This is a genomic window from Oerskovia douganii, assembly GCF_015142735.1.
GTDB lineage: Bacteria > Actinomycetota > Actinomycetes > Actinomycetales > Cellulomonadaceae > Oerskovia > Oerskovia douganii.
In genome coordinates, this window is sequence record NZ_JACSPN010000005.1 from 112,192 (window position 1) to 130,293 (window position 18,102).

The 18,102-nt window shown below is 72.4% G+C and carries 17 protein-coding genes and 1 pseudogene; 4 read left to right on the forward strand and 14 right to left on the reverse strand.

The window, feature by feature from the left end:
• Positions 1–20: 20 nt before the first annotated feature.
• The 9 genes from H9623_RS05815 to H9623_RS05855 all read right to left on the reverse strand — a co-directional run bounded on the left by H9623_RS05815 (position 21) and on the right by H9623_RS05855 (position 8,842).
• A complete protein-coding gene (locus H9623_RS05815) occupies positions 21–1,496 on the reverse strand; it encodes a YibE/F family protein (protein WP_193719119.1) in 1,476 nt (491 codons plus the stop codon).
• A gap of 206 nt (positions 1,497–1,702) precedes the next feature.
• Positions 1,703–1,984 (reverse strand): HU family DNA-binding protein, encoded by a 282-nt coding sequence (locus H9623_RS05820; RefSeq protein WP_030150363.1) that lies wholly within the window; start codon positions 1,982–1,984, stop codon positions 1,703–1,705.
• 320 nt (positions 1,985–2,304) lie between these two features.
• Positions 2,305–2,604, reverse strand: a complete 300-nt coding sequence (locus H9623_RS05825) for a type B 50S ribosomal protein L31 (RefSeq protein ID WP_193719120.1) — start codon at positions 2,602–2,604, stop codon at positions 2,305–2,307.
• A 23-nt stretch (positions 2,605–2,627) separates the two neighbouring features.
• A complete protein-coding gene (gene rpsN, locus H9623_RS05830) occupies positions 2,628–2,933 on the reverse strand; it encodes a 30S ribosomal protein S14 (protein ID WP_193719121.1) in 306 nt (101 codons plus the stop codon).
• Between the two features lie 9 nt (positions 2,934–2,942).
• On the reverse strand, positions 2,943–3,110 hold the full coding sequence (rpmG, locus tag H9623_RS05835) for a 50S ribosomal protein L33 (protein ID WP_056761099.1): 168 nt from the start codon (positions 3,108–3,110) through the stop codon (positions 2,943–2,945).
• A gap of 385 nt (positions 3,111–3,495) precedes the next feature.
• Complete coding sequence (locus tag H9623_RS05840) at positions 3,496–5,301, reverse strand: glycoside hydrolase family 35 protein (protein WP_321575299.1); 1,806 nt, start codon at positions 5,299–5,301, stop codon at positions 3,496–3,498.
• A gap of 56 nt (positions 5,302–5,357) precedes the next feature.
• A complete protein-coding gene (locus H9623_RS05845) occupies positions 5,358–6,377 on the reverse strand; it encodes a carbohydrate ABC transporter permease (RefSeq protein WP_321575300.1) in 1,020 nt (339 codons plus the stop codon).
• A complete protein-coding gene (locus tag H9623_RS05850) occupies positions 6,374–7,327 on the reverse strand; it encodes a carbohydrate ABC transporter permease (protein WP_193719122.1) in 954 nt (317 codons plus the stop codon). Before H9623_RS05850 ends, H9623_RS05845 begins: the two co-directional genes overlap by 4 nt.
• A 204-nt stretch (positions 7,328–7,531) precedes the next feature.
• Entirely contained in the window at positions 7,532–8,842 is a 1,311-nt protein-coding gene (locus tag H9623_RS05855) for an ABC transporter substrate-binding protein (RefSeq protein ID WP_193719123.1), read from the reverse strand.
• Between the two features lie 316 nt (positions 8,843–9,158).
• Between H9623_RS05855 and H9623_RS05860 the strand changes: the two genes are divergently transcribed.
• Positions 9,159–10,232, forward strand: coding sequence for a LacI family DNA-binding transcriptional regulator (locus H9623_RS05860; RefSeq protein ID WP_321575301.1), 1,074 nt, complete (start codon positions 9,159–9,161; stop codon positions 10,230–10,232).
• A gap of 356 nt (positions 10,233–10,588) precedes the next feature.
• On the opposite strand, the gene H9623_RS05865 is transcribed toward H9623_RS05860, so the two are convergent.
• Together H9623_RS05865 and H9623_RS05870 are read right to left on the reverse strand one after the other, a co-directional pair.
• Entirely contained in the window at positions 10,589–11,329 is a 741-nt protein-coding gene (locus H9623_RS05865; RefSeq protein WP_193719124.1) for a copper resistance CopC family protein, read from the reverse strand.
• Between the two features lie 95 nt (positions 11,330–11,424).
• Positions 11,425–12,066, reverse strand: coding sequence for a hypothetical protein (locus H9623_RS05870; protein ID WP_193719125.1), 642 nt, complete (start codon positions 12,064–12,066; stop codon positions 11,425–11,427).
• Between the two features lie 206 nt (positions 12,067–12,272).
• Here H9623_RS05870 and H9623_RS05875 point away from each other — a divergent pair, with 206 nt between their 5' ends.
• On the forward strand, positions 12,273–13,511 hold the full coding sequence (locus H9623_RS05875; RefSeq protein ID WP_193719126.1) for an amidohydrolase: 1,239 nt from the start codon (positions 12,273–12,275) through the stop codon (positions 13,509–13,511).
• A gap of 112 nt (positions 13,512–13,623) precedes the next feature.
• Here H9623_RS05875 and H9623_RS05880 read toward each other — a convergent pair.
• Positions 13,624–15,024, reverse strand: a pseudogene (locus H9623_RS05880) (glutamate decarboxylase).
• 252 nt (positions 15,025–15,276) lie between these two features.
• On the opposite strand from H9623_RS05880, the gene H9623_RS05885 reads away from it, so the two are divergent.
• Together H9623_RS05885 and H9623_RS05890 are read left to right on the forward strand one after the other, a co-directional pair.
• Positions 15,277–15,912: a TetR/AcrR family transcriptional regulator gene (locus tag H9623_RS05885; protein ID WP_193719127.1), complete on the forward strand. Its 636-nt coding sequence runs from the start codon at positions 15,277–15,279 to the stop codon at positions 15,910–15,912.
• Between the two features lie 108 nt (positions 15,913–16,020).
• On the forward strand, positions 16,021–16,755 hold the full coding sequence (locus H9623_RS05890) for a glucose 1-dehydrogenase (protein ID WP_193719128.1): 735 nt from the start codon (positions 16,021–16,023) through the stop codon (positions 16,753–16,755).
• Positions 16,756–16,807: 52 nt separating this feature from the next.
• Here the strand turns inward: H9623_RS05890 and H9623_RS05895 are convergent, their stop codons facing one another.
• Together H9623_RS05895 and H9623_RS05900 are read right to left on the reverse strand one after the other, a co-directional pair.
• On the reverse strand, positions 16,808–17,176 hold the full coding sequence (locus H9623_RS05895) for a TraR/DksA family transcriptional regulator (protein WP_407671848.1): 369 nt from the start codon (positions 17,174–17,176) through the stop codon (positions 16,808–16,810).
• Positions 17,173–18,030: a DUF3626 domain-containing protein gene (locus tag H9623_RS05900; protein WP_193719129.1), complete on the reverse strand. Its 858-nt coding sequence runs from the start codon at positions 18,028–18,030 to the stop codon at positions 17,173–17,175. Before H9623_RS05900 ends, H9623_RS05895 begins: the two co-directional genes overlap by 4 nt.
• Between the last annotated feature and the right edge of the window lie 72 nt (positions 18,031–18,102).

An 18,102-nucleotide genomic window follows, 5' to 3' on the forward strand; every position in this document is an offset into this window, starting at 1 on the left:
CGGTGGGGTGTCCGTGCTGATCAGGTGAAGGGCCCGCTCCGGACCAGGTCGCCGTCCTCGTCGCGGTGCACGCTCCCGCGTCGCGCCTCGGGGGCGTCCGATCCGGCGTCGCGAGACGGTCCAGCAGCCGGGCCGTGGACCGTCGGCCCGTCGAGGGGTGCCCGCCGGTCGGGTCCGGGCTCGCCGGTCCCGGTCTGGTCGACGGGCAGCGCCCGGCCGGAGGGCACCGCCGCGACCGCGACGGCCGTCGTCAGCGGGATCGCGAGCACCAGACCGATCGAGCCGACGAGGGTCCGGACGACCTCCTCGGCGATCTCCCCCGACGTGAGGCTCGTGCCGAGCGCCTGGTCGGACAGCCAGACGGCCATGAGCAGGGGCAGGGCGGCTCCCACGTACGCGAACGCGATGGTGTAGACGGTCGAGGCGATGTGGTCGCGACCGATCCGCATGGCCCGCGCGAAGAGCTCGCGCCGCGACGCCCAGGGCGCGAGGGCGCGCAGCTCCCACACGGTCGAGGCCTGGGTGATCGTCACGTCGTTGAGCACCCCCATGCCCGCGAGCACGATCCCGCAGATCGCGATGCCCTGCAGGTCGATCCCGGGCGCGTAGGACGGGAGCCAGAGCGCCTCCTCGGACGTGAGGCCGGTGATGCGCGCCGTCGAGGCCCCCCAGGAGGCGAGGGCGGCCGTGAGGACGAGGCCCACGAGGGTGCCGACCATCGCGGTCGAGGTCCGGGCCGTGAACCCGTGCGCGACGTAGAGCACCACGAACATGACGGCCGACGACGTCACGAGCGCCACGGGCAGGACGTCCTGCCCCGCGAGGAGGGCAGGCAGCGTGAACTGGGCGATCGTCACGAGGGCGATCGCGAGCCCGGCGAGCGCGGCGAGCCCTCGCAGCCGGGCGACGGCGAGCACGAGCAGCGCGAACGCGACCGCGAGCGCGGCGATCGGCACGGAGCGCTCGAAGTCGAGGAACGCGTACGGTGAGCCGCCGTCCCCCTCTGCCTGGGAGATGTAGAGCATCCGCAGGCGGTCGCCGGCCTCGAAGCCGTGCTGGACGTACTCGGGCGGGGCGACGACCTCGGTCTCGGTGCCGTCGTCGAGGCGGACGGGCACGAGCCCGGTCTCGACCTCGGCCGCGCCCGTCACGACGCCGTGCACCACGTGGGTGCCCTGGGCCGTGAACGGGATCTGGTCGGGCAGGTCGGCCGCGCGCGGCCAGAGCGCGACGAGCCCGACGACCGTCAGCAGCAGCGCCGGGACGAGGATCGCGGCCAGGGCGAGCCGGACCCTGCGCGTCGCGGGCAGCGCCGGACCGCCCCCGTGGGAGTGGCCGTGGGGGTCCGCGTCCCGTCGGCCCGCGGGTGGCCCGGGACGCGCCCCGTGCTCGGGCGGGCCGGCCGTGCGGGAGCTGCGGGCACCGTGGCGTGCGGTCCCCGTGCGGGACCCACGCTCTCCGGGCGCGCTGCTGGTCGGGTGCTGCGGGAGGCTCATGACGCCCTTCGGGTCGCGGTGGGCGCACGCCCAGGACCCGCCCACTCTAGAGAATGAGAACGGTTATCGGTGGGTGCGACGCGCTGCGACCGCCACCTCCGGAGACGACAGAGGCCCGGGCGACCGACGTCGTCGGGCACCCGGGCCTCTGCGCGAGATGCGGAGCCTGGCCCCGCGGTGCGGCACGCCTCAGCGTGCCGCGAAGATCACTTGGTGACGGCCTTCTTGAGGAGGCTGCCGGCGCTGATCTTGACACCGAAGCCAGCGGGGATCTGGATCTCCTCGCCGGTGCGGGGGTTGCGGCCCGTGCGAGCGGCACGCTCGACGCGCTCGACGGAGAGGAGGCCGGTGACCTTGACGGCCTCGCCCTTGCCGAGCGACTCGACGAGGACTTCCTGGAACGCGTTGAGGGCGTTCTCGGCCTGAGCCTTGGTGAGGTCGGACTTTGCGGCGATGGCCGAGACGAGCTCAGACTTGTTGAGCGACATGCGGATCCCTTCATCGGTTCACGCCCCGCAGTGGGCACCACGGGACGTTGAGGTCTCAGTTTGCCAGCCCTGAGGCGGGACTTCGTGGACAACACTAAGGAATCTACGGGGTTCCGCGCGCGTTTCCGCGCCGAAGTCGTTCCTCTGAGCGCGGAATCTTGTCCGATCCGCCCCGAATGTGACCTACTGGGCGGCTCCGGACCCCGCCGACGGGCCACGTCGGCACGCGACCGCAGGGCCGAGCACGACGCGGACGAGCCGCCCACCCCGAGGGGTGAGCGGCTCGTGGAATGCTGCGCCGTCCTCGCGGCGCCCGCGTCTCAGCGGCCGTCGCTCGCGGCGGAACCGCCCTTGCTCCCGTACCGCTGACGGAACTTCTCCACGCGTCCCGCGGTGTCCACGACGCGCGCGGTGCCCGTGTAGAACGGGTGGCTCGCGCTCGAGATGTCGACGTCGACCACCGGGTAGGTGTTGCCGTCCGTCCACACGATCGTCTTGTCCGGGCGGCCCGGACCGCCGGGGTTGTTCCCGGCGAGCGTGGACCGCGTCAGGAACGCGAAGTCGGCCGAGACGTCGCGGAACACGACCGGCCCGTACTCGGGGTGGATGTCCTTCTTCATGGGTGCTCCTCTGCGTGTCTCGACTACCAGCTGGACTTGGTGACGCCCGGCAGCTCCCCGCGGTGCGCCATGTCGCGCAACCGGATGCGGGAGAGGCCGAAGCGGCGGTTGTAGGCGCGCGGACGACCGTCGACCACGTCCCGGTTGCGCAGGCGGGTCGCGCTCGCGTCGCGGGGCTGCGCCCGCAGCTCGGCTGCGGCGGCGTCCTTCTCGGCGTCCGTGGCGCGGGGCGACGCGATGATCTTCTTGAGCTCGGCACGGCGCTGGGCGTACCGGGCGACGATCACCTCGCGCTGCTCGTTGCGCGCGATCTTGGACTTCTTGGCCATGCGGCTCCCCTACCGTTCCTCGCGGAACGCGACGTGCGCCCGGGCGACCGGGTCGTACTTGAGCAGGGTCAGCCGGTCCGGGTCGTTGCGCCGGTTCTTGCGCGTGACGTAGGTGTAGCCGGTCCCGGCGGTCGAGCGCAGCCTGACCACGGGACGCAGCTCGGTGCGTGCTGCCATCTGATGTGTCTCCCTCGATGTCTCCGACGACCCCGCCCGGGGCGGACGGTCGCGGCGTGGGCACTCCTTCCCACCCTGACATGCCTGCCCACCGACGGCACCCAGAGGCGTGGCTCCTCGCGGTCGGCGCCCGGGGCACCGGTCGAGCGGGTCACTGATGAGAATCGTTCTCTTGGGGGTGGAGCGCTCGCGGGGCCTCGGATATTCCCGGAACCCCTTCGACGCCCTCCAGATCCTTCGGACGACGCGATCCCCCCGCGACTCCCCGGCCCTGAGTGCCGTCACCCACGACCGTGAACGGCACCGCGCCCTTGGTACCTGGACGTCGTCGACGCCCGCGCAGCGTGAGCGGCTTCGCCCTGGCCGTCCCCCCGACCGACGGGCGTCACAGCTCTTCGACGTACTCCTCGGGCTCGCCGAGGACGGCCGAGGCCGTCAGCTCGAGATCGTGACCGACCGCGTGGAGCTCGAGGACCGTGACGGTGTTGCTCCCTGCGTGCAGCAGCGGCGCGGGGACGTAGAGGGTGTGCTGGGGGCCGCGCTCCCAGTAGCGACCGAGCAGCACGTCGTTGACCCAGACGAACCCCTTGCGCCAGCCCGGCAGGGCGAGGAAGGCGTCGGCCGGGACGTCGACGTCGAGCGTCACCCGTGCGACCACGCCCTGCGGCCCGACGGCGGCGGGCGCCGCGGCAGGGGCAGCGGCAGGGGCAGGGGCGGCTGCCCACAGCCCGTCGACGGGCAGCAGGTCGAGCGGCAGCGAGCGCGAGGTCCAGCCGTGCACGATGCGCCGCTCGACCAGGACGTCACCCAGGATGCCCTTGTGCTCACCGAGCCGCGGACCGTAGTTGATGCGGCCGAGATTCTCCACCAGGATCTCGAGCCGCACGGGGACCCCGTGCCCGCGGACCGTGAGGCCCAGGTGGGAGGTCTCGCGCTCCAGGACGCCGACCTCGTGGCCGTCGACGTAGACCGTCGCGCGGTCGTGCAGACCGAGGATCGAGAGCGTGGTGTCCCCGGCCGGCAGGACCGGGGTCGCGGTGTGGAGCACGAGCCCGGCGTTCTGGCCGAGCTGCTCGAACGTCAGCGGCGCGGTCGAGCCGACCTCGGTGCCCGAGGCGCGCAGGACCGTCAGGAGCGGCCGGGTCGTGACCGGGGGCAGCGTCCGGGCGCCGAGCCGGGCGGGCGGCTGGATCCACCGGTCGTCCTGGGTGTCCCCGACGTCGCCCCGGACCTCGTTGAGCACCTTGCGCAGCGCGAAGAACTTGGGGGTCACGCTCCCGTCCTCGGCCACCGCGGCGTCGGAGTCGTAGCTCGTGACCGTGGGCTGCAGGCGGGTCCCGTCGTGGTTGGCGCCTGCGGTGAGCCCGAAGCTCGTCCCGCCGTGCGCCATGTAGAGGCTCACGGAGCCGCCGAGGTCGAGGAGCTCGCGCACGTCGGCCGCCGCGCTGTCGGCGCCGCGCACGTGGTGCGGGTCGCCCCAGTGGTCGAACCACCCGTTCCAGAACTCGGCGCACACGAAGGGCTGCTCGCCGCGACGCGCGGTGAGCTTGTCGAGCGCCTGCCCGGGGCGGCTGCCGAACGTTGCCGCCGCCAGCACGCCGGGAAGCGTCCCGCCGTCGAGCATGAGGTCCGTGGGGCCGTCGGCCGTGAAGAGGAGCTCGTCGATGCCCCGGTCGACGAGCGCGTCACGTACCCACGCCACGTAGGCGTGGTCGTCCCCGAAGCTGCCGTACTCGTTCTCGACCTGCACGGCCACGACGGGGCCACCCCGGACCGCCTGGAGCGCGGCGAGGCGTGGCACCAGCTCGTCGAACCAGGCGGCGACCGCGGCGAGGTACGTCTCGTCGCTGCAGCGCAGCCGGATGCCCGGGAGCGCCGTGAGCCACGCCGGCAGGCCACCGTTGTCCCACTCGGCGCAGATGTACGGCCCGGGGCGCACCACGACGTCGAGCCCGAGGTCGCCCGCGAGGCGCACGAACCGCTCGACGTCGCGCCACCCCGTGAAGTCGAACGTGCCGCGCTCGGCCTCGTGCCAGTTCCACGGGACGTAGGTGTCGACCGTGTTGAGGCCCATGGCGCGCAGGCGCAGCAGGCGGTCCTCCCACAGGTCCGGGTGGACCCGGAAGTAGTGGATCGAGCCCGAGAGCATGCGGTGGGGGGCGCCGTCCCGCAGGAGGTTCGTGCCGTCCACGTGCAGGGTCCGGCCGCCGGCCGGGCGCGGGGCCCGGTCGGCTGGGTGCTGCTGGTTCACTTGATGGCCCCCGCTGCGAGTCCGGAGCGCCAGAAGCGCTGGAGGGAGAGGAACGCGACGATGAGCGGGACGACCGCCACGAACGCGCCGATGATGACCATGTGCCGCTCGATCTGGCCGGCCTGGACCAGGGCGTTCCAGCTCACCAGCCCGACCGTGACGGGGCGCAGGTTCTCGGAGATGAGGACCTGCGAGGGGAGCAGGAAGTTGTTCCAGATCTCGACGAACTGGAACAGGAAGATGGTGACGAGCGCGGGGGCCATCATCTTGAGGCTGACCCCGAAGAAGATCCGGCCCTCGTTCGCGCCGTCGAGGCGGGCGGCCTCGATGACCTCGTCGGGCACCGAGCTCGCGGCGAAGACGCGCCCGAGGTAGACGCCGAACGGGCTGACGATGCTGGGCAGGAGCACCGCGAGGTACGTGTTGACGATGCCGGTCTCGGAGAACATGAGGAACAGCGGCAGCGTGAACAGGACCTTGGGGATGAGGACCGCCCCCAGGACCACGCCGAACAGCACGCCCTTGCCGCGGAACTCGTACTTGGCCAGGGCGTAGCCCGTCGCGACCGCGATGAGCGTCCCGAGGCCGGCGCCGACGATCGAGTAGAGCGCCGAGTTGGCCGTCCAGACGGCGAAGATGCCGTCCTTGTACGCGAAGAGGTCACCGATGTTGCCGAACAGGTCGAAGTTCGAGAACCACAGGGGGCTGCCGGCGAAGGTGTATCCGGCGTCCTTGGTGGCGGCGACGAACAGCCACCACAGGGGGAACAGGAAGTACACGGCGGTCAGTGCGAGGACCGCGGTGACCGCGATGCGGCTCGTCGCCGTGGTCTCGATCGAGTCGCCGCGCAGGCCGCCCGCCGGCCCCTTCCCGGCGCCCCTCGTCCCGGCGGCCGCCTTCCGGGCGGAGCGCTTCCGGGCGGAGCGCTTCCGGGCGACCCCCTCCCTGGCGGAGCGGTCATGGCGCGGGCGGTCGCCCGGGGTCTCGGCCACGACGGGCGTTCTGCTCGTGGTCACGAGGACCTCCTGGACGTCAGACGGAAGAAGAGGACGGAGAGGACGGCCACGCCGACGGCGAGCAGCACCGACTGGGCCGCCGCGTACGGGTAGTTGGCGGCCTGGAGCGAGGCCTGCGCGGCCATGATCGGCGTGTAGCTCGCGTCGATCGCCCCGGTGCTCTGCTTGAGCACGAACGGCTCGTTGTAGAGCTGGGCCGAGCCGATGATGGAGAAGATCGTGGTGAGCAGGATCGCGGGCCGCACGAGCGGGACCTTGATGCTCCACGCGGTGCGCCACGGCGAGGCACCGTCGAGCTTGGCGGCCTCGAGCACGTCCCCCGGGACCCCCTGCAGGGCGGCGTAGATGATGATCATGTTGTAGCCGGTCCAGCCCCAGGTCACGACGTTCGCGACGGCCCACAGGGCGAGGTCCTGGCTGAGGAAGTTGGCCTCGATCCCGAGCCACCCGAGGAGCTGCCCCATCGGGCCGTTGGTGGGCGAGTAGAGGAACGACCACATGAGCGCCGAGACGACGGTCGGCACGGCGTAGGGCGCGAAGCTCGACAGGCGGAAGAAGCCCTTGGCGCGCGCCGAGGCCGAGTCGATGAGGAGCGCGATCCCGAGCGCGAGAGCCAGCATGACGGGCACCTGCACCACGCCGAACAGGAGCACGCGGCCGATCGAGCTGATGAACTTCTCGTCACCCAGCGCGTACGCGTAGTTGAACAGGGGGTCGAAGATCTCCTGCGTCCCGCCCAGGCCGAGCGCGTCGCGCTGGATCCGGAAGAGGCTCTTGTAGACCGCGAAGAGGATCGGCGCGATGTACATGGCCACGAACAGCAGGACGAACGGTCCGACGAACCAGATCGCGTAGCGACCGGTCCGGCTGCGCCGCCTCTGGGGCGGCGTGCTCGCCGCGCGCTTCGTCTCCACCGGCGGCGGTGCCGCCGACGTCAGGCTCGTGGTCATGGGAGTTCCTCAGGGGGATGCGTCGTGGTGCCCGACGACGTCACGCGCACAGGTGCACCGGTGCTCGGGGGTGCGTGGCGTCGTCGGGCCTTCTGCTGCTGTGCTGCTCGGGTGCTGCTCGGGTGCTGCCCGAGTGCTGCCCGGCGCGACCCGGCCGTCGAGGCCGTGTCGCACCGTTCGTGCGGGTCGTGCGGGGCCGTCAGGTCACTCGTTGACGGCGATGCCCTGCTGCGTGAGCTCGGACTCGGTCGCCTCGCGGGCGCCCGTGAGCGCGGTCGCGACGGTCGCGCCGCCCTCCTTGGCGTAGGCCTGCTTCATGCCCGTGGCGAGCGTGCCGACCAGCGTCGAGACGCCGGGGCCCCAGGCCCAGTCCTCGTTGACCTGTCCCGAGGCGGTCTTGAAGACGTCGGCGACGACCTGGCCGCCGAAGTAGTCGTCACCCGAGGTGAGGAGGTCGGACTCGAGGCCCGCGAGCGAGGCCGGGTAGACACCGCCGCCCTCGATGAGCGCGTCGACCGACTCCGGGTCCGTGCTGAGCCAGTTGGCCACGGTCCACGCGGCCTCGGGGTCGTCGCAGCCCTTGAGGACCGCCGAGAGGCTGCCACCCACGTTGCCGGTCTTGGCGTCCCCGGCCTCCCACTGCGGGAGCTCGGCCACGGCCCAGTCGCCGGCCGAGGCCGCCGCGGAGTCCTTGAGGATGCCGGAGAACCAGGCCGCGCCCACGATCGTGGCGATCGAGCCGTCGCCGAGGCCCGCGGACCACTCGTCGCTCCAGATGCCCGCACCGATCAGGTCGGCGTCGATCAGGCCCTGCCAGTAGTCGGCCACGTCGAGGTTCTCGGGCGAGTCGGGCGTGATGGACCAGGCACCGTCCTTGATCTCGTACCAGGGGGCGCCGGCCTGCCACGCGAAGCCCGAGTAGTCGTAGTCCTCGTAGGTCCCCGTGAGCTTGACGCCCGCGGCCTTGAGCTGCTCGCCCGCAGCCTGGTACTCGTCCCACGTGGTCGGCACGGCCACGCCGTTCGCCTCGAAGACGGTCTTGTTGTAGAAGAGCACCATGGGGCCCTGGTCCTGCGGGGCTCCGTAGACCTTGTCGCCCACCGTGACGCCGGCCCAGCCCGCGGGGGCGTAGAGGCCCTTGTCGGCCGAGGCGAACTCGGTCACGTCCACGACGTTGCCCTCGGCGACGAAGCTGGGGAGGGTCTCGTAGCCCACCTGGGCGAGGCACGGGGCGTTGCCCGCGGTGATCGAGTTGCGGACCTTGTCGTAGCCGCCCTTGTTGCCCGGCTCGATCTGCGTGTACTTGATCTGGATGTCGTCGTGCGAGGCGTTGAACGCCTTGGCCGCCTCGTCGTACCCGGCGGCCCAGGTCCAGACCTCGACCTCCTTGACCTTGCCGTCTCCCTCGGATGAGCCGCCGCCGGACGTCGAGCCGGACGCGCAGCCGGTCAGGCCGCCCACCGTGAGGGTGAGGATCGACGCGACCCCGGCTGCCTTGATGATCGATGACTTCATGACTCTCCTTCTGACCACACTGTGCTGAGGATGGAGCGGCGACGGCGCCGCGGTCTGCGTGGGGCACACTCTGGCACAGGGTTGATATGGATCACAACCCTTGCAACACGTGGATGCTCGGTCTGCGTGATTCCGTCACTTCTCGCTGCACGATCTGACTGTTATGGTCAACATATGTAACAATTGGATGACGGCGACGTGGAGCCCGGAAGGCCCTGCGGTGTTGGCGTCCACTACGCTGCGGTGCACATCCGTGGCAGCGCACACCGAGGTGCCGGACGCTCCGCGACCGGCCCTCACGCCCGAAGGAGAGCACGTGGAACCACCGTCACGGTCCGAGGGGGCCGAGCGGTCCGAGCCGGCGCCGAGCACCACCACGGCCGCTCCCCCGCGAGGCCGCGGACCCGCGATGGCCGACGTCGCGCGCGTCGCCGGGGTCTCCGCCCAGACCGTCTCGCGCGTCCTGTCGGGGCACCCCAACGTCAACGAGACCACCCGCAACCGGGTCCGCGCCGCGGTCGAGCAGACCGGGTACCGCCGCAACAGCCTCGCGCGGGCGCTCGTGACCGGACGCAGCAGGACCATCGGGGTCATCACGCACGAGACGGACTTCTACTCGGGCAGCGCGATGATGCTCGGGATGCAGCGCGCGGCACGCGACGGCGGCTACTTCGTGAGCACCGCCAGCACCGCGTCGCTCTCCCCCGCCTCGATCGCCCAGGCCGTCGACCGGCTCCTGGACCAGGGTGTCGACGGCCTGGTCATCGCCGTGCCGGTGCGTGACGACGACTCGCTGGGCGACCTCATCCACGGCACCCCGACCGTCGTCGTGGACGGCATGCAGTCGTCGGCGACCGAGGTCGTCGCGGTGGACCAGGTCGCCGCGGGGCGCGCCGCGACCGAGCACCTCCTGGAGCTGGGCCACGAGACCGTGTGGCACCTCGCGGGCCCCCCGTCGTGGAACGACGCGAACGGCCGCACGGCCGGGTGGCAGGCGGCGCTGCACGACGCCGGGCGCACCGAGCCGCCCGTGCTCTACGGCGACTGGAGCCCCGAGTCGGGCTATCGCAACGGCCTGGTCCTGGGCCGTCTGCCCGAGGTCACCGCGGTGTTCGTCGCGAGCGACGAGATGGCGTTCGGGCTGATCCGCGGCCTGACCGAGATGGGCCGCCGGGTGCCCGAGGACGTGTCGGTCGTGGGTATGGACGACATCGCGCTCGCGGCGTACTGCTCCCCCCCGCTCACCACGGTCCGCCAGCCGTTCCACCTGACCGGTCGCCTCGCGGTCGAGCACGTGATCGCGCTCATCGCGGACCCGACGACCGTGCACGAGCCCGAGGTCGTGCTGCCCGAGCTCGCGGTGCGCCTCAGCACGGCACCGCCGCGCTGAGTCTCGGGGAGCCGGCGGGGCCGCGGGCTCCCTGCGTCGGCGGAGCGGACGACCCCGGACGCGCCGAAGGCGACCCGTCGCGTGAGCACCCCCCTGCGGGGCTCGCGCCACGGGCCGCCTCCGACCCTCACGCCCGTCACGACCCCCATCGACGACCGAGCGTTCACCGAAGCAGAGGGGGGTGGTGCAGGACTGATACACCACCAGGACGTGACTCGTGTCACATTCTGCCGTCGGGTCGCCGTCGGTGCACGCGAACGGCCCGTGCGGAGCCCTCGAGAGGCACCGCACGGGCCGTCCCGGCGTCCGCGCCGGCAGGCGCTCCGCCGCGTCGTCAGACCGGGTTCGGACCCGGATCAGACCTGGTCGTGGCGGCGACGACGCACGATCAGCACCGCGACGACCACGGCGGCCGCGGCGAGCACGCCGATCCCGACGAGCAGCGGCGCGATCGAGCGCCCCTCGTCGGTGTCCTCGTCGGTCACCACGTCGGTCGCCGTCGTCTCGTCGCCCTCGTCTGTGCTGCCCGACGGCGTCGCGGACACGGTCTCCTCGGTCGCCGGTGTCTCGACGAGCTCGGGGGCCGCGGCGACCGCGAACGAGAACGTGCCCTCGATGGGGTGCCCGTCCGAGGACACGACGCGCCACGCGACCGTGTAGGTGTCACCGGTCAGCTCGGCGGGCCACGGGAACGTCGCGGAGGTCCCCTCGATCGTGGGGGCGCCCTGCGCGACGACGGTCCCGGCCGTGTCGGTCACGACGACCTGCGGCTCGACCGCGAGGGGCTCGGTGCTGAACGTCATGGTCAGGGCCGCAGGGGCCGCGTCGAGCTGGGCACCGTCGGCCGGGTCCGAGCTGAGGATGCGGTCGTGCGCCTGGGCCGGGACGGCGCCGACGACGCCGAGCAGCAGGGTCGCCGCGAGCGTGGCCAGGGCCGCGAGCGTGGCGACGAGGAGCCGGACGGGTCCTGCGGGGGCGGACGGGCGGGCGAGGGCCACCGCGCGGGGGCGCGGGGTCGGCTGCGCCTCGGTCCGACGGACGGGGCCCGTGCGGACGTCCTGGTGGGAGGGGAAGGAGTGGTCGGTCTGCGAAGACATGATCTGGCTCTCGATGAGGCGCGGCGTGGGCTCGCGCAAGGGGTACCCGGTGGCGACCGGCCTCGTCGATGGCCCGCGCGCGAGCGCGGACAGGGTCAGGAAGGGAGGGCGACGGGCCGGGCGGGCACGGGCGGCCCACGCGTCGTCGGGATCCGCAGGTGGACCGTCGCGGCACGGGACGGCGCCGCGAGCGGAGCCGGGAGCCGGTGCACGACCGGCAGCGCAGGAAGAAGGTCGGCCAGGGCGCCACGCGGTGCGAGCCACGCCAGCAGCAGGCCCAGCGCACGCTCGCCGTGCGCGACGACCAGGGCCACGACCAGGGTCGCGAGCACGTGCGCCAGGACCATCCACACCCCGGTGGTGGCGTCGTGCGGGAGGTGCGCGACGCCGTCGGGCAGGGGCGCGACCGTCACGCACGACGCGACCCGCCCCGGCTCGGCGTGCCCCGCATGACCCCCCGGGACCGGGGAGCACGCGACGCCCGCGGAGAACCCCAGGCCGTGATGCAGCGCGACCTGCCCCGTGCCGAGGACCGCGACGAGGCGCGGGAACGTGAGGCGGAAGCGGGCCGCGAACGTCGCGCCGGCCATCGTGAACGAGGCCAGGGCGACGAGGATCAGCGGGTGCGGGAGCGTGCCGCCCGCGGCGCGGTGCGCGAGCGACGCCAGGGCGAGCACCAGTGCCGCGACGAGGCCAGCGCGCGCGACACGCAGCGGACCGGCGACCTGGGTGAGCACGGGGACCACCCTAGCGGGACATGACGCGGCGTCGGATCCGGCCTCCGGGACCCGGCGGACGGGCCCGCGAACGCGCTCGGACGACCGCCCCGGCCACGAGTCCCCAGAAGGCCGTCCAGCACACGCCGACGACGAGGACGGTGCGCGGCGCGGCTCATGTCGCCCCCTGATGATCGTCGTGCCCGGTCGGGGAGAGGATAGAGCGCATGACCACACGCAACAGCATCGCCATCACGAACGGCTACGTCGTCCCCGTCGCCTCCGCACCCCTGGAGAACGCGACCGTCCTCGTCGAGGACGGTGTCATCACGGCCGTCGGCCAGGACGTCGTCGTGCCCGCCGGCGTCCGCACGATCGACGCCGGAGGGCGCTGGGTCCTGCCCGGGTTCGTCGAGTCGCACGGCCACATGGGCGTCATGGAGGAGGCCGAGGGCTGGGCCGGCAACGACACCAACGAGATGACCGACCCCAACGGCGCCGCGCTGCGCGCCCTGGACGCCATCAACATCGAGGACGAGGGCTTCCGTGACGCGCTCGTGGGCGGCGTGACGTCGGCCGTCATCAAGCCCGGCTCGGGCAACCCGATCGGCGGCCAGACCGTCGCGATCAAGACCTGGGGCGGGCGGACCGTCGACGAGCAGGTCATCCGCGAGGCCGTGTCGGTGAAGTCGGCGCTGGGCGAGAACCCCAAGCGCGTCTACGGCGACCAGAAGAAGCTCCCCTCGACGCGCCTGGGCGTCGCGAACGTCATCCGCACGGCGTTCGTCGACGCCCAGAACTACGTCGCCAAGCGCGACGCGGCGCAGGCCAAGGGCGAGCCGTTCGAGCGCGACCTCGCCAAGGAGACGCTGGGCCGCGTGCTCGCGGGCGAGCTCTACTGGGACCAGCACACGCACCGCGCCGACGACATCGCGACCGCGCTGCGTCTCGCCGACGAGTTCGGCTACCAGCTCGTCATCAACCACGGGACCGACGGCGCCGCCGTCGCCGACGTCCTCGCCGAGCGCGACGTGCCCGTCATCTTCGGCCCGCTGTTCACGTCGCGCTCCAAGATCGAGCTCCGCAACCGCGACATCGCGAGCCTGGGCGCTCTCGCGCGGGCCGGGGTGCGCGTCGCGATCACGACCGACCACCCCGTGGTGCCCATCAACTTCCTGGTGCACCAGGCGTCGCTCGCCGTGAAGGAGGGGCTGGACCGCGACGTCGCGATCCAGGCGCTCACGACCAACCCCGCCGCGTTCCTGGGGCTCGACGACCGCGTCGGCTCGCTGCGCCCCGGGCTCGACGGCGACGTCGTGATCTGGTCCGGTGACCCGCTCGACGTGACGTCGCGCGCCGAGAACGTGTTCGTGACCGGCACCGAGGTCTACACGTGGGACCGTGCGGCGGCCGGTGGGCGCGGAGCGGGCCGGGTCGTCGAGCGCGGGGAGCGCTTCGCGGGCTGACCTCCCGGACGTCGGGCGGGCCGGTACCCGGTCGCCGAGCGTGCAGTCCGGGTCGTTCCCCGTGCCTGGGGGACGACCCGGACTGCACGCCCGGCGTCGAGCCGGAGAGCCGTCAGTGGTGGAAGCCCTTGCTCACGGCCTCGACGGGCATGGGTGACTCGAGCGCGTCGAGGAACGCGACCTCGGTCCGGATGTCGCCGAGCAGGCTGGCCGCGAGATCCCGGCTCAGACCGTTGCGGACGACGATGCGCTGGACCGTCAGGTCCTCGAGGTCCACGGGCATGGGGTAGGACGGCAGGAGCCACCCCTTGGTCCGCAGCCGCTCGGACAGGTGGTAGAGCGTCCACTTGTCGGTGTATCCCTTCGTGAGGCTCCACGCGAAGACCGGGATGTCGCTCCCGTCGTTCCACAGGTCGAACTGCGGCATCTTCGCGATCTCGCCCGAGAGGTACAGCGCGACGTCCTGCGACGCCTTCTGCACCTTGTAGTAGCCGTCGTGGCCGAGGCGCAGGAACAGGTAGTACTGGAGCAGCACCTGCGAGCCCGGCCGGGAGAAGTTGAGCGCGAACGTCGGCATGTCGCCGCCCAGGTAGCTCACGGAGAACACGAGGTCCTCCGGTAGCACGCCCTCGTCCCGCCAGACGACCCACCCGAGCCCGGGGTACACGAGCCCGTACTTGTGGGCCGAGGTGTTGATCGACGCCACCCGGTCCACCCGGAAGTCCCACACGAGGTCCGGCTGGAGGAAGGGCGCGATCATGGCCCCCGACGCGCCGTCGACGTGGATGGGGACGTCGAGCCCCGTGGCGGCCTGGATGCGGTCGAGAGCCGCTGCGATCTCCGTGACCGGCTCGTAGGCCCCGGTGTACGTGACCCCGAGGATCGTGACCACGCCGATCGTGTTCTCGTCCACCTACTTCTCGAGCTCGAACCCGTCGAGCACCTTGTGCTCGAGCGAGATGGGGACGTAGCGGGCCTCGACGTCCCAGTAGTTGCAGAACTTCTCCCAGCAGACCTGGACGGCGCTCGACAGGACCAGGTTGGGCTTCTCGGTCGGCTTCCCCGCGGCCCGGCGCGCGTGCTGCCAGCGGCGCTTGAGCGCGAGCCCGCCCAGCATGGCGGCCTCGGACGACCCGATGGTGGACGTCCCGATCGTCCTCGCCGGGTCCGGCGCGTTCCACAGGTCGCCGAGGATCTTCCAGCACCGGGTCTCGATCGCTGCGGTGGCCGGGTACTCGTCCTTGTCGATCATGTTCTTGTCGGCGGTCTCCGCGTTGAGACGCTGCGCGTAGGGATCCATCCACGTCCCGACGAACGTCGCGAGGTTGAGCCGTGCGTTGCCGTCGAGCATCGCCTCGTCGTGGACGATCTGGTAGGCCGTCTCGGGGAAGGACTCCCCCGGCGGCAGGACGTTGCGCGGAAGCTCGGTCGCCTCCCCCGGTCGGGAGAACAACGGGTTCATGGCGACGACGTCGCGCTCCTCGGACTCTGCACCACGGTTCGATCCGGACATGTTCGTTCCTCTGGCAGGACGGGGGTGGGTCGGTCGGCACGCCCACCGGGCGGGCCGACGCCGTCGTGCCGCCGGACCCAGCCCGCTCCTTCCACGGTAGGTGGGAGGTCCGGCGTGCGCTCGGTGGCCCTCCGAGGAGGATAAGCGACACGTGTTGCCTAACTTCTGGCACGAGCGTACTGTCGAAGTGTCACTTCGTTCCGCCGCCCGGAGAGGCGGCCGCAGCACCCACCACGCACCAGAAAAGGCGACATGGACCCCCGTACCGAGCGCACCAGCTCAGCACTCCGCGCAGCCGTCCTCGAGCTCGCCGCCCAGCAGGACATCGACGAGCTCACGGTCTCGCAGGTCTCCGCCCACGCCGGGATCAACCGTGCGACCTTCTACGACCACGCGAGCAGCCCCGCCGACCTCCTCACGAGCATCCTGCGCACCGAGCTCGACGAGATCCGGGACGACTTCTACACCGCGGCCCAGGGCCTCCCGCCCGGACCCGCGACCGGGCCCGACGCCCCCCCGAGGACCGACCCCCGCCAGCTCGTCGACACCATCACCCAGGCGCTCGTCGGCCACGTCGACGCACACACGGCGATCTACGAGCGCGCACTCCAGGGCGGCCTCAGCGCCCCCCTGTTCCGCCTCCTCGCCGAGCACTTCTCCGAGACCCTGCGCGCCTTCCTCCTGGAGCGCCCGCACCTCATGCCGCTGCCCTGCGACGCCGAGCAGACGGACGTCGAGCAGGCCGCCCGCGCGTACGCCTGCTACGTCGCGCTCGGCTCGGTCGGCGCCCTCGAGGCGTGGCTCGCCACCCCCGCCCCCCGCGACCCGGGGTTCTTCCCCCGGATCACCCGCACGTCGCTCGCCCCCTGGTGGACCGCGCCCAACTGACCCGGCGCACCCACCGCCCAGGCGGGCGGCACCACCCACCGCACGCTCCGCCGTCGGGCACCCCACGAGGGTTCCCCGACCCCGGGCACACCGAAAGGAGGCCCCACCATGGGCCGTGTCTTCAACAAGGTCGCCATCGTCACCGGAGGAACCGGAGGCATGGGTGTGACCCACGCCAAGGCGCTCGTCGCCGAGGGCGGCAAGGTCGTCATCGCCGACCTCGACGACGCCAAGGGCGAGGCGCTCGCCGCCGAGCTCGGCGAGAACGCCGCCTACGTCCACCTCGACGTGACCAAGGAGGAGGACTGGGCCGCGGCCGTCGCCTTCACGCTCGAGACGTTCGGGCGCATCGACGTCCTCGTGAACAACGCGGGCATCGCGAACGCCGCCGGCATCACCGAGTTCACGCCCGAGATGTGGCGCAAGATCATCGACATCAACCTCACGGGCACGTTCCTGGGGATCCACGCCGTCTCGCCGATCATGGCGAAGGCCGGACGCGGGTCGATCATCAACATCTCGTCGGTCGAGGGCATGCGCGGCAGCGCGGGCCTGCACGGCTACGTCGCGTCGAAGTTCGGTGTCCGCGGGCTCACCAAGTCCGTCGCCCTGGACCTCGGACCGTCGGGCGTGCGCGTCAACTCGGTCCACCCGGGCTTCATCAAGACGCCCATGACCGCCACGATCAGCTCGGACGACCTCCACATCCCGCTGGGCCGCGCGGCCGAGCCCGAGGAGGTCTCGCAGCTCGTGCTGTTCCTCGCGAGCGACGAGTCGAGCTACTCGACCGGCTCGGAGTTCATCGTCGACGGTGGGCTCATCGCGGGCGTGCCCCACAAGTAGGGCGTCCGCGACACGGTGCCGAGGCGGACCCACCGGGTCCGCCTCGGCCCGTCTACCGCGCGGCCGACGCGCACACGATGCACTGCCGCGCCGTCGGGCGCGCCTCGAGCCGCCCCTCCCCGACGGGCCGCCCGCACGTCTCGCACGTCCCGTACGTCCCGGCGTCGAGCCGCGCGAGCGCGGCGTCGGCCTCCGCCGCCTGCTGCGCCGCGAGCCGTTGCAGCGCCCCGACCTGCGCGCGCTCGAACGCGATCGTCGCGCCGTCGGGGTCGTGCTCGTCGTCGGCGTTCGAGTCCTTGGAGGCCTCGACGATCCCGGCGACCTCGCCGCGCAGCGCCTCCTGCCGGGCCAGGGCCTCGTCCCGCAGGGCCATCAACCGCGCCCGCACGACGGCGTCGTCCACCCCGGGAGCGCCCGTCACGACGGCCCCGGGGCAGGGTCGGGCACCGCGGCGGCGGCCGCGCGCCCGAACCGGGCCAGGCAGTGCCACACGCGCTTGAGCATCTGGGGGTCGATGCCCGGTGCGCCTCGCCGACGCCCGAGGACCGCTGGCGTGAGGACCCCGTCCTCCGCGACCCGGGCCGCCAGCCCGACGACGTCGGCACCCCGGTAGTCGGCGTGCCGGGCGATCGTGTCGACGTCGACCACGTACCCCGGGTGCCACTCGACCGCCAGGTCGGTCCCCCGCAGCGCCTCGCCGAGCACCTCCCGGTAGGACGGGTCGAGCACGAGGGCCTCGACGTCACCCGGGACGGCCACCCCTCCGTGCACGTGCGCCTCGACGTAACGGTCCAGCAGGTCGCTCCCCGGCCTCGCCCGGAGCAGCTCGACGAGTCCCATCCGCTGCGCCACGCCGAACGCCTCGGGCTCGAGGACGCTGTCCGGGTAGGCGAACGTCGCACGGTCCAGGGTCTGGCGGCGCAGGCGGAACCACGCCGACCCGAACCGGGGGGCGGGCCCGTACGGGTCGTCGTCGAGCGTCAGGGCCCCGTAGACGGGACGCTCGCGCACCGGGACGTCGTCGTACAGCCCGCCGAAGATGCGCTGCTCCCAGCGCCACCGGTCGCCGCGGCTCGCCGCGGTGAGACCGCCGTTGCTCGTCCCGGTCGCGAACTGCGAGAGGTACGCGCCGTCGTCGAGGATGCGCCCGAGGGTCGGCTCGCCCCGCAGGTCGGCGTCGGGGTGGAAGTGCAGCGCGATCCGGGCACCCTCGTGGACGGGCGGCCCGTCGAGCGCACGGGCGGCCACGTGCTCGAGGGCTGCACGGGGGTCCATCCCTCGATGGCACCACGGGGCGGTCGGGCCGCCTCCCGCACGGCGCGCCACGGACCTCACGTCGGGTGGCCC

What these genes read in the sequence shown, in the direction of transcription:
- H9623_RS05815 (WP_193719119.1), bottom strand. Translation starts at nt 1,496, where the DNA reads ATGAGCCTCCCGCAGCACCCGACCAGCAGCGCGCCCGGAGAGCGTGGG.
- H9623_RS05885 (WP_193719127.1), top strand. Translation starts at nt 15,277, where the DNA reads ATGGACCCCCGTACCGAGCGCACCAGCTCAGCACTCCGCGCAGCCGTC.
- rpsN (WP_193719121.1), bottom strand. Translation starts at nt 2,933, where the DNA reads ATGGCCAAGAAGTCCAAGATCGCGCGCAACGAGCAGCGCGAGGTGATC.
- H9623_RS05825 (WP_193719120.1), bottom strand. Translation starts at nt 2,604, where the DNA reads ATGAAGAAGGACATCCACCCCGAGTACGGGCCGGTCGTGTTCCGCGAC.
- H9623_RS05890 (WP_193719128.1), top strand. Translation starts at nt 16,021, where the DNA reads ATGGGCCGTGTCTTCAACAAGGTCGCCATCGTCACCGGAGGAACCGGA.
- H9623_RS05855 (WP_193719123.1), bottom strand. Translation starts at nt 8,842, where the DNA reads ATGAAGTCATCGATCATCAAGGCAGCCGGGGTCGCGTCGATCCTCACC.
- H9623_RS05865 (WP_193719124.1), bottom strand. Translation starts at nt 11,329, where the DNA reads ATGTCTTCGCAGACCGACCACTCCTTCCCCTCCCACCAGGACGTCCGC.
- H9623_RS05820 (WP_030150363.1), bottom strand. Translation starts at nt 1,984, where the DNA reads ATGTCGCTCAACAAGTCTGAGCTCGTCTCGGCCATCGCCGCAAAGTCC.
- H9623_RS05875 (WP_193719126.1), top strand. Translation starts at nt 12,273, where the DNA reads ATGACCACACGCAACAGCATCGCCATCACGAACGGCTACGTCGTCCCC.
- H9623_RS05900 (WP_193719129.1), bottom strand. Translation starts at nt 18,030, where the DNA reads ATGGACCCCCGTGCAGCCCTCGAGCACGTGGCCGCCCGTGCGCTCGAC.
- H9623_RS05850 (WP_193719122.1), bottom strand. Translation starts at nt 7,327, where the DNA reads ATGACCACGAGCCTGACGTCGGCGGCACCGCCGCCGGTGGAGACGAAG.
- rpmG (WP_056761099.1), bottom strand. Translation starts at nt 3,110, where the DNA reads ATGGCAGCACGCACCGAGCTGCGTCCCGTGGTCAGGCTGCGCTCGACC.